This is a genomic window from Azospirillum fermentarium (assembly GCF_025961205.1).
Classification (GTDB): Bacteria; Pseudomonadota; Alphaproteobacteria; order Azospirillales; family Azospirillaceae; genus Azospirillum; species Azospirillum fermentarium.
Window position 1 is genome coordinate 3,106,713 of sequence record NZ_JAOQNH010000001.1, and the last position, 13,724, is coordinate 3,120,436.

Consider the following 13,724-nt stretch of genomic DNA (forward strand, 5'->3'; position numbering starts at 1 on the left):
GCCGCGCCCGCGCTGAGCGCGGCGTGCGTACGTCGTCGGATGCGTATGGAATGCAGACGCAGCATGGACCGATCTTTCGGTCGTTTCGGGGAAGCCTGATATAACAGCTTCGTGACAGCCCTTCAATGGCCTCTATGACGTTCGGCGGCGCGGGGGAGATCTTCGCTTTTTGCCGGGCGGCCCATGACCGGCTGGGCCGGGCGGGCCGCCCAATCCTCCACACCGTAGCGGGCCAGGATCGCCGCCAGCGCCCCGCTGGACCGCAGACGGGCGATGCCGGCGTCCAGCAGCCCCACATAACCGCTGGCCCGTGGATCGACGGGGGAAAAGGCGATGTAGACCGGCACCGCCGCGCCGATCTCCACCACCGCCACATCGCCCTGCAGGCCCATGTCGGTGATGGCCTGAGACAGGACGGCGGCGGAATCCAGCACGGCATCCACCTGCCCCGCCATCAGCCGGCGCAGGTTGGCGGCGATCACATCCTCGCCGCGGGCCGACACCACGCGGCCCGATCCGGCGTTCTCCTCCTCCCGCAGATAGGCGTCCAGGGGGCCATTGTCGTAGGTGTAGCCCATGGCCACCCCCAGCCGCAGCCCGCGCAGGGAGTCCGGCCCGGTGTACCGGAACCCCGCCCCCGCCGCCAGCCGGGCGGCGGGCAGGGCCAGCGCGTTGATCTGCATGCCCACGGGTTCGCGCCCGAAGACCAGATCCCGGCCATCGGTGACCGTCGCCCCGATGGCGCCGCCGAACAGGCCACGGCGCACCCCTTCCAGCGCCCGCGGCCAGGGGAGAAGGCGGTAATCCACCGTGTGCCCGGCCGTGGCGAAGACGGCACGGGCCATTTCGACCACATAGCCGGGCTCCTCGGAATCGGGTTCGCAGGTGTACGGACACCACAGGTCCGAGCGCAGGGACACCACATCGCCCCGCACCGGTGCCGCCGCCAGGATGCCCAGCAGCGCCACCAGCAGCCCGGCCGCCGTCAGCCTCTTCACCGCCCGTGCCCCTGCCGCCATCGACCGAATCCCCATGCCCCTGCCCGCGGCGCTCCCGACGCGCCGCCGATCTTGCGTGGACCGGCTTATGTTGTGCATTAGTAATTGTTATTACGCACCGCTTCCAATTGACACACCCCCGTGCCCACACCACCAAAGGGGGGACCGGCGCATTAGCAGGGCGCGGAAAAAGGCTATGCCCGGCTGGCCGGTCGTGATTCTCTCATTTCGTAGAGAATGAGGCCGGCGAGGGGGCGATGCGGGGTTCGGACGAACGCAGCGAGGGTCTGTTCAGCTACGTGAGCTGTGAGGCTCGGGTTCCGGCCAACCACCCGTTGCGGGCGATCCGGGCCATCGTGGATGAAGCGCTGGAGGTGATGTCGCCAGCCTTCGAGGGTCTGTACTCGAAGATCGGGCGGCCGTCGATCGCACCGGAGAAGCTGCTGCGGGCGCTGCTGCTCCAGGCCTTCTACTCGGTGCGCTCGGAACGCCAGTTGATGGAGCAGCTTGATTACAACCTGCTGTTCCGCTGGTTCGTCGGGCTGTCGATGGACGCCCCGGTGTGGGACGTGACGGTCTTCACCAAGAACCGTGAGCGTTTGCTGGCGGGGGATGTGGCGGCCACGTTCCTGGCCACCGTGCTGGATCAGCCGCGGGTCAAGGCGCTGCTGTCGGACGAGCACTTCTCGGTGGACGGCACGCTGATCGAGGCGTGGGCCAGCGTGAAGAGCTTCCGGCCCAAAGATGGCAGCGGTGAGCCGCCGGGGCCGGGCCGCAACGGCGAGCGCGACTTTCACGGTGAGAAACGGTCCAACGAAACGCATGCCTCCACAACCGATCCCGAGGCGCGTCTCTACCGCAAGGGCAACGGGCAGCCGGCGAAGCTGGCCTTCATGGGCCACGCGCTGATGGAGAACCGCCATGCTCTGGTGGTGGATGTCCGGCTGACGGCGGCTACGGGCTTGGCCGAACGCGAGGCGGCGGTGTCGATGGTCGAGGCCATCTCCGGCTGCCACCGCATCACGCTGGGCGCCGACAAGGCTTACGACACCAAGGATTTCGTGGCGAACATGCGCCGCCTGGGCGCCACCCCGCACGTTGCCCAGAACACCAGCAACCGCCGCTCAGCCATTGATGGCCGGACCACCCGTCACCCCGGCTATGCCGTGTCCTTGCGCATCCGCAAGCGGATCGAGGAGGTCTTCGGCTGGATCAAGGGGGCGGGGCTGCGCAAGACCCGCCACCGCGGCACCGCCCGCGTCGGTTGGATGTTCACGCTGACTGCCGCCGCCTATAACCTGATCCGTCTGCCCAAGCTGCTGACAACGGCATAATCATCCCGGAGTCCGCCTGAATGGCGGCTCCAGGAGCCTGAGGGCGCGGAAAAAGGCGCCATCCAGACCAAAACAGGCCCCGAAAACACCATTTCCAAGCTTCAGCGGAGACAATGCCACCGCATCGGTCCGTTTTTCCGCGCCCTGTTAGGCGGTCCTTAACCGTTCCGGCGGTCCCATGGTTGGAAACGTGCTTTTCCGTCCGGTGCTTCCCGTGATCCACCCTGCCCACCCCTCCCCGTCCACCACGCTCCCGGCCCTGCCGGCGCCATTGGATTCCGTCCCGGCGGATCATGGCCATGAGGACGGCGGCAGCGCAGGGCTGGAACCCGAGGCGCTGGATTACCTGTTCGCCGACGCAGCATCGGCACCGGCATCCCCCGCCGCCCTGCCGGTTCCCGCCGGCCCCATGGCGGCCACCCCGGCGGCGGATGGCAGCGTCCGCGCCGCCCTGGCCCGCAAGCTGTGCCGGCTGCTGCCCGGCCTGCCCGCCGACACCCGCTCCGCCGCCACCCAGGCCGTGTGCCGCACGCTGGAGGCGCTGGCCCGCGACCACATCGTCCATGTGCGCGCGGCGTTGGCCTCCGCCATCAAGGACGTGGCGTGCGCGCCGCCGCCGGTGGTGCGGCAGTTGGCCCAGGATGTGGAGCGGACGGTGGCCGAACCGATCCTGCGCTGCTGCGCCGCCCTGCCCGACCGCGACCTGCTGGACATCATCGCCGCCCATCCGGCGGGGTGGGCGCTGGCCGCCATCGCCGGGCGGGCACGGGTCAACGGGCCGGTGTCCTCGGCCATCGCCGGGGCGGGCGATGCGGCGGCCACCGGCATTCTGCTGGACAACACCGGAGCCATCATCCCCGAACCGGTGCTGGAACGGCTGACGAGCGAGGCCCGCCATCACCCCGATTGGGGGGACAAGCTGGCCCGCCGCCCGGCCTTTCCCCCGCGGCTGGCGGTGAAGCTGGCGGCCTTCGTGGACCGCGCGGTGGTGGAGGCGCTGAAGGCCCGCCCCGATTTCGACGACGCCACGGTGGCTGAAATCGCCGTCACGGTCCGCCGCCGGGTGGACTGGATCGAAAGCCGCGACCCGGCGGAGGGGCCGGAACGGCGCGCGGTGCGGCTGCACCGTCTGGGCCGGCTGGACGAGGCGTCCATCGGCGATGCCCTGTCGTGGGACGAGGCCGGATTCGTCCATGCCGCCCTGGCGCTGGCGTCGGGGGTGGACCCGGCGGTGGTCACCCGCATCCTGGAATCGGGAAATCCGCGGGCGGTCACGGCGCTGGTGTGGCGCTGCGGATTTGGCATGCGCTGCGCCATGATGGTGCAGGCGCGGGTGGCGCGCATCGCCCCGCGGTCGATGCTGAACGCCCGCATGGGGACCGAGTTTCCCCTGTCCCCCGCGGACATGCGCCGGTCACTGGCCCATTACGGGGCCATGTGCTGACCGGAACCGGGCTTACTGGATCGGCGGTGCCATGGCGCGGCGCAGTTCTTCCTCGGACTGCTCGCGCACCGGGGTGACGATTTCCTCGTTGGACCCGGCGGGGCTGAAGACGGCGACCGCCTGATTGCGGGTTTCCAGGCACGCGGCGCGGCGGGCCTCCAGATCGGGATCGTCGGAACCGCCGCCGGGCAGCAGCGACAACAGCCACGGGCGCTTGATCTCCCCGTCCGGCAGGGATGAGGCCGCGTAGTTCAGCAGCGGGCGGCAGGCGCTCTGGGCCTGGAGCAGCGGCACATCCACCACCGGCGCCGCCTTCAGCGCGGCGTGGTAATCGGCCACGGTCTGGGCCTGCGCCGGCAGGGCGGCCAAGAGTCCCAGGCCGAAAAGCGCGGCGCCGGCAGTTGCGAGGCGAGACATCCTCTTTCTCCTTTTTGGTATGACCACGGGTCATATAAAGCGCTACAGCGTAGCATTTTGGAACGATTTATCGGAATTGATACCTCGTTCCTGTTCCGTGCGCCCTTCCGCCCTTGCCCTGAACACGGATTCGCGGTACGAAGCCGGCCTAAATCATCAGGGCGCTGGATCCCCGAAGAACATCCCATCCAATTGGTTGGTCCTCCGCGGAAAGGGGGACGCACATCATCAGGGAATGCTCCATGGCACGCAAGAAGATCGCGCTCATCGGCGCCGGGCAGATCGGCGGCACTCTGGCCCTCCTGGCCGGCCTCAAGGAGATGGGCGACATCGTCCTCTTCGACATCGCCGAAGGGATGCCGGAAGGCAAGGCCCTCGACCTGGCGGAAACCTCCCCGGTCGAAGGCTTCAACGCCAAGCTGTCGGGCGGCAACGACTATTCCGTGATCGAAGGTGCTGACGTCATCATCGTCACCGCCGGCGTGCCGCGCAAGCCGGGCATGAGCCGCGACGACCTGATCGGCATCAACACCGGCGTGATGGTCTCGGTCGGCGAGAACATCAAGAAGTACGCGCCCAACGCCTTCGTCATCGTCATCACCAACCCGCTCGACGTGATGGTGTGGGTGCTCCAGCAGGCCTCCGGTCTGCCGCCGGAAAAGGTCGTCGGCATGGCCGGCGTGCTCGACTCGGCCCGGTTCCGCTACTTCCTGGCCGACGAATTCAACGTGTCGGTGGAAGACATCACCGCCTTCGTGCTGGGCGGCCACGGCGACACCATGGTCCCGCTGACCCGCTACTCCACCGTCGCCGGCATCCCGCTGCCCGACCTGGTGAAGCTGGGCTGGACCACCCAGGAAAAGCTGGACGCCATCGTTCAGCGCACCCGTGACGGCGGTGCGGAAATCGTCAAGCTGCTGAAGACCGGCTCGGCCTTCTACGCTCCGGCGGCCTCGGCCATCGAAATGGCCGAAAGCTACCTGAAGGACAAGAAGCGCGTCCTGCCCTGCGCCGCCTATCTGACCGGCCAGTACGGCCAGAACGACCTGTACGTGGGCGTCCCGGTCATCCTCGGCGCCGGCGGCGTCGAGAAGATCGTCGAGATCGAGCTGAACGCCGAAGAGCGCAAGATGTTCGACCACTCGGTCGATGCTGTGAAGCAGCTCGTCGAGGTCGTCAAGAAGCAGCAGGCGGAAAAGACCGCCTGATAAGGCGCTCCATCCCCTTTTGCCCGTCAGGGGGGATACGTCAAGGGACCATCATGGGTGCGGACGGTTGAACCTCCCGCCCATGGTGGTACACTGGCGCCGGCTCGGCTTGACGAACGGATTAGAACCGTTCGTACAAAGGCTGTGCCGCGCGGCGTAGTCCCCCGCGTCCTGCCATCGTCAGCCGACCTAATAAACAAGATGGACGCCCAATGAACATCCATGAGTATCAGGCCAAAAGCCTGCTGAAGAAGTACGGCGTCGCGGTGCCCCGCGGCGGCGTTGCCTATACCTCCCAGGAAGCCGAGACCGTCGCCCGCGAGCTGGGCGGTCCGGTCTGGGTCGTGAAGTCCCAGATCCACGCCGGCGGCCGCGGTGCGGGCCGTTTCAAGGACAACCCCGAAGGCAAGGGCGGCGTCCGCGTCGTCAAGTCGATCGAGGATGTGGGCAAGAACGCCGGCGAAATGCTGGGCCACGTTCTGGTCACCAAGCAGACCGGGCCGGAAGGCAAGGAAGTCAAGCGGATCTATGTCGAGGAAGGCGCGGACATCAAGCGCGAACTCTACCTCGGCATGCTGGTTGACCGTGGCACCGGCCGCGTCACCATCATCGCCTCGACCGAAGGCGGGATGGAGATCGAAGAGGTCGCCCACAACACGCCCGAAAAGATCATCAAGGTTCCGGTCGATCCCGCGTCCGGCATCTCCGGCTTCCACACCCGCAAGATCGCCTTCGGCCTGGGCCTGGAAGGCAAGCAGGTGGGTGCGGCGTCGAAGTTCCTGACCGCCATGTACCAGGCGTTCATGGATCTCGACTGCTCGATCGTGGAGATCAACCCGCTGATCGTCACCGGCGGCGGCGACATCCTGGCGCTCGACGCCAAGATCAGCTTCGACGACAACGCCCTGTTCCGCCACAAGGACGTGGAAGAACTGCGCGACGAGGCGGAAGAAGATCCGTCGGAAATCGAAGCGGCCAAGCACAGCCTCAACTACGTCAAGCTCGATGGCAACATCGGCTGCATGGTCAACGGCGCCGGTCTGGCGATGGCGACCATGGACATCATCAAGCTGTACGGCGGCGAGCCGGCCAACTTCCTCGACGTCGGCGGCGGTGCGACCAAGGAACGCGTGACCGCGGCCTTCAAGCTGATCCTGTCCGACCCCAACGTCGAAGGCATCCTGGTCAACATCTTCGGCGGCATCATGCGCTGCGACGTGATCGCCGAGGGTGTGGTGGCGGCTGCCCGCGAAGTGCACCTGCACGTTCCGCTGGTCGTCCGCCTGGAAGGCACCAACGTCGATCTGGGCAAGAAGATCCTGTCCGAATCGGGTCTGCCGATCCTGTCGGCCGACAACCTCGCCGATGCCGCTGAAAAGGTGGTCAAGGCCGTGAAGGAGGCCAAGTAAGATGGCTGTTCTCGTTAATTCCAATACGAAGGTCATCTGCCAGGGCTTCACCGGCGCCCAGGGCACCTTCCACTCCGAACAGGCCATCGCCTACGGCACCAAGATGGTCGGCGGCGTGACCCCCGGCAAGGGCGGTTCCAAGCACCTCGACCTGCCGGTGTTCGACACCGTGGCCGACGCGGTGGAAAAGACCGGCGCCAACGCCTCCGTGATCTATGTGCCGCCTCCCTTTGCGGCCGACGCGATCCTGGAAGCCATCGACGCGGAAATCCCGCTGGTGGTCTGCATCACCGAAGGCATCCCGGTGCTGGACATGGTGCGCGTGAAGCGCGCGCTCGCCAACTCCGCCACCCGCCTGATCGGGCCGAACTGCCCCGGCATCATCACGCCGGACGAATGCAAGATCGGCATCATGCCCGGCCACATCCACAAGCGTGGCAAGATCGGCATCGTGTCGCGTTCGGGCACGCTGACCTATGAAGCCGTGGCGCAGACCACCGCGGCCGGCCTGGGTCAGACCACCTGCATCGGCATCGGCGGCGACCCCGTCAACGGCACCAACTTCGTCGATTCCCTCCAGCTCTTCCTGGACGACCCGGAGACCGAGGGCATCATCATGATCGGCGAAATCGGTGGCGACGCCGAGGTCAAGGGCGCCCAGTTCATCAAGGATTCGGGCACCAAGAAGCCGGTGGTCGGCTTCATCGCCGGGCGTACCGCTCCTCCGGGCCGCCGCATGGGCCATGCCGGTGCGGTGGTGTCGGGCGGCAACGACACCGCCGACTTCAAGATCGACTTCATGAAGAGCGTGGGCATCGCCGTGGCGGACAGCCCGGCAAGCCTCGGCTCGACCATGCTGAAGGTCATGAAGGGCTGATGGCGATGGCGCGGAAGACACCCTCTTCCGCGCCGTTCCATTTGCGGGCGCCGCCCTACGCTGGCGGCGCCTGTTTCACGTCAACGGACGCAAAAGGGAACCGGGCGCTTTCGCCCGAGGCAAAACCATGTCGGTGAATCTGGAGAGGTCTTCGTTCCTGTTCGGCACCAATGCCACTTACGTCGCCGAGCTTTATGCCCGCTACCTGCAGGAACCCGCCAAGGTCGATCCGAGCTGGGGCGACTTTTTCAAAGAGCTGGACGACGACTCCCGCGCCGTGCTGGACGAACTCCGCGGTGCCTCCTGGACGCTTCGTGAAGAAGACGCCGCCGGCCTGGACGACGAGGCGCCCGTGGCCGGACGGGGCAACGGCAAGCTGATCGCCCACACCCAGGCCACCTTCGGCGGCATCAGCCCCGAACAGCTTCGTCAGGCCGTGCTGGACAGCATCCGCGCCCTGATGCTGATCCGCGTCTACCGCGTGCGCGGCCACATGAACGCGCATTTCGATCCGCTGGGCCTGGAAAAGCGCAAGCCGCACGCGGAACTGGACCCGGCCACCTATGGCTTTGGTCCGGGCGACTACGACCGCCCCATCTTCCTGAACTACTCGCTGGGCCTGGAAACGGCCACCCTGCGGCAGATCCTGGACATCCTGACCAAGACCTACTGCGGCACCATCGGCGTGGAGTTCATGCATATCCAGGATCCCGAGGAAAAGGCCTGGATCCAGGAACGCATCGAGGGCGGGCGCAACCACACCGATTTCACCGTCAACGGCAAGCGCGCCATCCTGGACCGCCTGACCGCCGCCGAGTGCTTCGAGAAGTTCCTGCAGATCAAGTACACCGGCACCAAGCGCTTCGGCCTTGAGGGCGGTGAATCGCTGATCCCGGCGCTGGAACAGATCCTGAAGCGCGGCGGCCAGCTGGGCCTGCGCGAAGTGGCGCTGGGCATGGCCCACCGCGGCCGTCTGAACGTGCTGACCAACTTCATGGGCAAGCCGTTCCACGCCGTGTTCTCCGAATTCCAGGGCAACCCCTCGGCACCGGAGAACGTGCAGGGTTCGGGCGACGTGAAGTACCACCTGGGCACCTCGTCGGACCGCGACTTCAACGGCACCACCGTCCACCTGTCGCTGACCGCCAACCCGTCGCACCTGGAATGGGTCAACCCCGTGGTGCTGGGCAAGGTCCGCGCCAAGCAGATGCAGCGCAAGGACGACGACCGCGAACAGGTGTGCGGCGTGCTGCTGCACGGCGACGCGGCCTTCGCCGGCCAGGGCATCGTGGCGGAAACGCTCGGCCTGTCGGAGCTGAAGGGCTACCGCACCGGCGGCACGGTCCACGTCATCATCAACAACCAGATCGGTTTCACCACCAACCCGCACTTCTCGCGCTCGGGCATCTATTGCTCGGACATGGCGAAGATGGTGCAGGCGCCGATCTTCCACGTGAACGGCGACGACCCCGAAGCGGTGGTCCACGTCAGCCGCATCGCCATCGAATACCGCCAGCGTTTCAAGAAGGACGTGGTGGTGGACATGGTGTGCTACCGCCGCCACGGGCACAACGAAGGCGACGAGCCGGCGTTCACCCAGCCCATCATGTACAAGGTCATCCGCAGCCACCCGACCACCCGTGAAATCTACGCCAAGCAGCTCGTGGCGGAGAACGTGGTGACCCAGGCGGAAGCCGACCAGATGACCGCCGACTTCATGAAGAAGCTGGAAGGCGAATTCGAAGCCGCCAACGCCTTCAAGCCGAACAAGGCCGACTGGCTGGAAGGCAAGTGGAGCGGGATGGAGGGCGCCAAGGAAGGCGATGACCGTCACGGCAACACCGCCGTCAGCCTGGACGTTCTGAAGGAAGTGGGTCTGAAGCTCTGCGAATACCCCAAGGGCTTCAACATCAACCCCAAGATCGCCCGCCAGCTCGACGCCAAGCGCAAGACGATCGAAACGGGTGAAGGCATTGATTGGGCCACGGCGGAAGCGCTGGCCTATGGCACGCTGGTGGCCGAGGGCAACCCCGTCCGCCTGTCGGGCCAGGATTCGGGCCGCGGCACCTTCTCCCACCGCCACGCCATCATCCACGATCAGGTGGATGAGTCGAAGTACGTCGCCCTGAACCACATCCGCGAGGGGCAGGCGGCGTTCGAGGTGCACGACAGCCCGCTGTCGGAAGCCGCGGTGGTCGGGTTCGAATACGGCTATTCGCTGGCCGAGCCGCACTCGCTGACCCTGTGGGAAGCCCAGTTCGGCGACTTCGCCAACACCGCCCAGACCATCATCGACCAGTTCATCTCGTCGGGTGAGTCGAAGTGGCTGCGCATGTCCGGTCTGGTGATGCTGCTGCCCCACGGCTACGAAGGCCAGGGGCCGGAGCATTCCTCGGCCCGCCCGGAACGCTTCCTCCAGATGTGCGCCGAAGACAACTGGCAGATCTGCAACATCACCACGCCGGCCAACCTGTTCCACGCCTTCCGCCGTCAGGTCCGCCGTCCGTACCGCAAGCCGATGGTGCTGTTCTCGCCGAAGTCGCTGCTGCGTCACAAGCTGTGCATCTCCAACCTGTCGGAGTTCACCGGCGACAGCCACTTCAAGCGGGTTCTGCCGGAAACCGGCACCGATCTGGTGGGCAACGAGCAGATCCGCCGCGTGGTGGTCTGCACCGGCAAGGTCTATTACGACCTGCTGGCCGAGCGCACCGCGCGCGGCATCAAGGACGTCGCCCTGGTCCGTCTGGAACAGATGTACCCGTTCCCCCGCACCTCGCTGACCAACGAGTTCGCCAAGTACCCGAACGCGCAGGTCGTGTGGTGCCAGGAAGAGCCGGAGAACCAGGGCGGCTGGCATTTCGTTGACCGCCGCATCGAGGATTGCCTGACCGCCATCGACCACAAGGCCCGCCGCCCGGTCTACGCTGGCCGCATCGCCAGCGCCGCCCCGGCCACCGGTCTCCTGAAGCGCCACAATCAGGAACAGGCCAAGCTGATCGACGACGCGCTCACCGTCCGTTCGTAACGTCACGCCCAAGTAAAAAAGAAAGCTAAGAGGAACACATGGCTACCGAGATCAAAGTTCCGACTCTGGGTGAATCGGTGTCCGAAGCCACCGTCGCCCGCTGGCTGAAGCAGCCGGGGGCCGCCGTCGCTCTCGACGAGCCGCTGGTGGAGCTGGAAACCGACAAGGTGACGCTGGAAGTCAACGCCCCGGCGGCCGGCACCCTGGCGGAAATCATCGCCGCCGAAGGTGCCAACGTCGAAGTGGGCGCCGTGCTGGGCATTCTGTCCGACGGTGCCGCCAACGCCTCGGAAGTGGCCAAGCCGATCCAGGCCAAGCCGGAACCCACCCCGGCGGCGGCCCCGGCTGCCGCTCCGGCCAAGGGCGGCCACGAGCCGATGCCCGCCGCCAAGAAGCTGATCGCCGAAAAGGGCCTGGACGCCGGCTCCATCGCCGGCACCGGCAAGGACGGGCGCGTGACCAAGGGCGACGTCATCGACGCCGCCAAGAAGCCCGCCCCGGCCCCGGCTGCCGCCGCCCCGGCCCCCGCCAAGTACCAGTGGGCCGCCGGCACCGCCGGTGACCGCCCGCGTGCAGGCCAGGAAGAACGGGTCCGCATGACCCGCCTGCGCCAGCGCGTGGCCGAACGCCTGAAGGAAGCCCAGAACAGCGCGGCCATGCTGACCACCTTCAACGAGGTGGACATGACCAACGTCATGGCGCTGCGCAACGAATACAAGGACTTCTTCGAGAAGCGCCACAAGGTGCGCCTCGGCTTCATGTCCTTCTTCGTGCGCGCCGCCATCCAGGCGCTGAAGGAAATCCCGGCGGTCAACGCCGAGATCGACGGCACCGACATCGTGTACAAGAACTACTATGACATCGGTGTCGCCGTCGGCACGCCGCAGGGTCTGGTGGTTCCCATCGTGCGCGACGCCGACAAGATGAGCTTCGCCCAGATCGAAGGGAAGATCGGCGAGCTGGGTAAGAAGGGCCGCGACGGCAAGCTGTCGATGGAAGACCTGACCGGCGGCACCTTCACCATCTCCAACGGTGGCGTGTACGGCTCGCTGATGTCCACGCCCATCCTGAACCCGCCGCAGTCGGGCATCCTGGGCATGCACAAGACCATGGACCGCGCGGTCGTGGTCAACGGCAAGGTCGAAGTCCGCCCGATGATGTATCTGGCGCTGTCCTACGACCACCGGATCATCGACGGCAAGGAAGCGGTGACCTTCCTCGTCCGCATCAAGGAATGCATCGAAGATCCGCGCCGTCTGCTGCTGGACGTGTAATCGGTCAAGAAGGACGCGGGAGGGCGCTGCCCTCCCGCACCCCTCCCGCCAAAGGCCGGGGGGCCTTTGGAAACCCAAAAGAAAAGGGCCGGAAGCATCAGCCTCCGGCCCTTTTCTTTTGACGGAAAAACCCCTCAGCGCATGACGGCGAAGGACAGATCCTTGCGGATGCCGCCGTCCAGGCGGGCGTTCAGGTCGTCCATCATGCGCGACACCAATTCCTGCAGCGTCGCATCCCGGTTGGCCGGGGTGATGTTCTCCGCCGTGGTGGTGGAGCGGGTCACGAACGCCTTGGTCGAGCCGCGGTGGGTGGCCGCACCCGACACTTCCGCCGAAATCTCCACCTCGATCCGGCCGTCGTAGCGCATGGCCTGATCGTTGGTGAAATAGCCCTTCACACCGCTGGTGGCCTTTTGCAGCGGCACGGCGACCAGGCTGGCATCCTTGATGGTCACGCGGGCCGAACCGCCGGTGCCGGCGGCGCGCAGGCGCTGCTGCGCCCACAACTGCACCGCCTGCGACGGCGACACCGGGGCCGCCGCCTGTCCCGCCGGAATGCGGGCGGCATCGACCACGTTCACCGACGCCACCGACAGCATGATCGGCGCGTAGTTGGAGAAATCCACGGGCCGCGCCGTCACCGGCGGCTGGCTGGTGGAACAGGCGGCCAGGGCCGCCACCATCATCGCCCCCAGAACCGAGCGGCGGAGCACAAAAAGGCGGGTCACGACAAGGATACTCCCGGCTTATAAGACCGCCGGGGGCTTAGGCCCCCGGCGCGGTTCCGTAAAGCTGATCCAGATCGGCGTCGGAAAAGCGGTAGGCGGTGGAGCAGAACTGACAGGTCACTTCCACCTGTCCATCCTCGGTCTTCAGCCCCGCCACCTCGTCCCGCGGCAGCCGACTCAGCATGTCCGTCACCTTCTGTCGCGAACAGCGGCAGCCGAAGCGCAAGGAATGGGGCGCCCACGCCCGCACGCCGTCCTCGTGGAACAGGCGGTACAGCAGATCGCCGGCCTTGAGCGCCGGGTCCAGCATCTCGTCGGCGGTGGCGCTGGCCAGCAGCGCCATGGCCCGGCGCCACCCGTCCTCGTCGCCGTCCGACAGCACCGCCTGCTGCCCCGGCTGGGGTTCGGGCAGGCGCTGGACCATGATGCCGCCGGCACGCCACGGGCCACCCTCCCCGTCCCGGTCCACCGCCACCGTGATGCCGGTGTCGATCTGTTCGGACTGGCGGAAATAGTGCTGGACGCAATCGGTCAGGGTCTTGCCCGACAGCTCCACGATGCCCTGATAGCGGTCGGTGTTCGGCCCCTGATCGACGGTGAAGGCGATGTAGCCCTTGTTCAACAGCGCCGGGGCCGGGGCGATGGCGATATCCTCCGCCGCCGTCTCCACCGCTTGCGCGTCGAACTGGGCATAGGCGCGCACGTCGCCGGTGGAGGTGACGTCGGCCACCACCAGTTTCATCGGCCCGTCGCCCTTGGCCTGAAGGGTGAAAATCCCCTCGTACTTCAGCATGCTGGCCAGCAGCACCGCCAGGGTGGCGGTTTCCGCCAGGAAGCGGGCCACGGTGTCGGGATAGGCGTGCCGGGTCAGGATCTCGTCCAGCGTCGGTCCCAGCCGCACCATGCGCCCGCGCAGGGCGGACGCTTCGATCTGGAACGGCTGGACCAGATCATCCAGCGCCGAGGGGGTGGACACAGAAGAAGGTTCGGTCATCCGTACATCACACGAA

General features: G+C 66.7%; 11 protein-coding genes. 7 read left to right on the top strand and 4 right to left on the bottom strand.

Annotated elements, in window-relative coordinates:
• Window positions 1–122: 122 nt before the first annotated feature.
• Window positions 123–1,034, bottom strand: coding sequence for a substrate-binding periplasmic protein (locus tag M2352_RS14520; RefSeq protein ID WP_264665190.1), 912 nt, complete (start codon window positions 1,032–1,034; stop codon window positions 123–125).
• A gap of 221 nt (window positions 1,035–1,255) precedes the next feature.
• Here M2352_RS14520 and M2352_RS14525 point away from each other — a divergent pair, with 221 nt between their 5' ends.
• Both M2352_RS14525 and M2352_RS14530 read left to right on the top strand, forming a co-directional pair.
• A complete protein-coding gene (locus M2352_RS14525) occupies window positions 1,256–2,332 on the top strand; it encodes an IS5 family transposase (protein WP_264662801.1) in 1,077 nt (358 codons plus the stop codon).
• 214 nt (window positions 2,333–2,546) lie between these two features.
• The gene (locus tag M2352_RS14530) at window positions 2,547–3,776 is read left to right on the top strand and encodes a DUF2336 domain-containing protein (RefSeq protein ID WP_264665191.1); all 1,230 of its coding nucleotides are present in this window, start codon (window positions 2,547–2,549) and stop codon (window positions 3,774–3,776) included.
• 12 nt (window positions 3,777–3,788) lie between these two features.
• Here M2352_RS14530 and M2352_RS14535 read toward each other — a convergent pair whose 3' ends face one another.
• Complete coding sequence (locus M2352_RS14535; protein WP_264665192.1) at window positions 3,789–4,193, bottom strand: hypothetical protein; 405 nt, start codon at window positions 4,191–4,193, stop codon at window positions 3,789–3,791.
• A gap of 242 nt (window positions 4,194–4,435) precedes the next feature.
• Between M2352_RS14535 and mdh the strand changes: the two genes are divergently transcribed.
• From mdh to odhB, 5 genes are all read left to right on the top strand, one after another.
• Entirely contained in the window at window positions 4,436–5,401 is a 966-nt protein-coding gene (gene mdh / locus M2352_RS14540; RefSeq protein ID WP_264665193.1) for a malate dehydrogenase, read from the top strand.
• A gap of 212 nt (window positions 5,402–5,613) precedes the next feature.
• A complete protein-coding gene (gene sucC / locus M2352_RS14545; RefSeq protein WP_264665194.1) occupies window positions 5,614–6,810 on the top strand; it encodes an ADP-forming succinate--CoA ligase subunit beta in 1,197 nt (398 codons plus the stop codon).
• A gap of 1 nt (window position 6,811) precedes the next feature.
• Window positions 6,812–7,687 carry a succinate--CoA ligase subunit alpha gene (sucD, locus tag M2352_RS14550; protein WP_264665195.1) on the top strand — a complete coding sequence of 292 codons (876 nt, stop codon included), beginning with the start codon at window positions 6,812–6,814 and terminating at the stop codon, window positions 7,685–7,687.
• Between the two features lie 127 nt (window positions 7,688–7,814).
• Window positions 7,815–10,712 carry a 2-oxoglutarate dehydrogenase E1 component gene (locus M2352_RS14555; RefSeq protein ID WP_264665196.1) on the top strand — a complete coding sequence of 966 codons (2,898 nt, stop codon included), beginning with the start codon at window positions 7,815–7,817 and terminating at the stop codon, window positions 10,710–10,712.
• A gap of 38 nt (window positions 10,713–10,750) precedes the next feature.
• Entirely contained in the window at window positions 10,751–11,986 is a 1,236-nt protein-coding gene (gene odhB, locus M2352_RS14560; protein WP_264665197.1) for a 2-oxoglutarate dehydrogenase complex dihydrolipoyllysine-residue succinyltransferase, read from the top strand.
• 134 nt (window positions 11,987–12,120) lie between these two features.
• On the opposite strand, the gene M2352_RS14565 is transcribed toward odhB, so the two are convergent.
• A complete protein-coding gene (locus M2352_RS14565) occupies window positions 12,121–12,714 on the bottom strand; it encodes a YajG family lipoprotein (RefSeq protein ID WP_264665198.1) in 594 nt (197 codons plus the stop codon).
• Window positions 12,715–12,751: 37 nt separating this feature from the next.
• On the bottom strand, window positions 12,752–13,708 hold the full coding sequence (gene hslO, locus M2352_RS14570; protein ID WP_264665199.1) for an Hsp33 family molecular chaperone HslO: 957 nt from the start codon (window positions 13,706–13,708) through the stop codon (window positions 12,752–12,754).
• Between the last annotated feature and the right edge of the window lie 16 nt (window positions 13,709–13,724).

Bases quoted from the DNA above. Each gene is read 5' to 3' on its own strand.
- sucD (WP_264665195.1), top strand. From the start codon at position 6,812: ATGGCTGTTCTCGTTAATTCCAATACGAAGGTCATCTGCCAGGGCTTC.
- M2352_RS14555 (WP_264665196.1), top strand. From the start codon at position 7,815: ATGTCGGTGAATCTGGAGAGGTCTTCGTTCCTGTTCGGCACCAATGCC.
- odhB (WP_264665197.1), top strand. From the start codon at position 10,751: ATGGCTACCGAGATCAAAGTTCCGACTCTGGGTGAATCGGTGTCCGAA.
- hslO (WP_264665199.1), bottom strand. From the start codon at position 13,708: ATGACCGAACCTTCTTCTGTGTCCACCCCCTCGGCGCTGGATGATCTG.
- M2352_RS14535 (WP_264665192.1), bottom strand. From the start codon at position 4,193: ATGTCTCGCCTCGCAACTGCCGGCGCCGCGCTTTTCGGCCTGGGACTC.
- sucC (WP_264665194.1), top strand. From the start codon at position 5,614: ATGAACATCCATGAGTATCAGGCCAAAAGCCTGCTGAAGAAGTACGGC.
- M2352_RS14520 (WP_264665190.1), bottom strand. From the start codon at position 1,034: ATGGGGATTCGGTCGATGGCGGCAGGGGCACGGGCGGTGAAGAGGCTG.
- mdh (WP_264665193.1), top strand. From the start codon at position 4,436: ATGGCACGCAAGAAGATCGCGCTCATCGGCGCCGGGCAGATCGGCGGC.
- M2352_RS14525 (WP_264662801.1), top strand. From the start codon at position 1,256: ATGCGGGGTTCGGACGAACGCAGCGAGGGTCTGTTCAGCTACGTGAGC.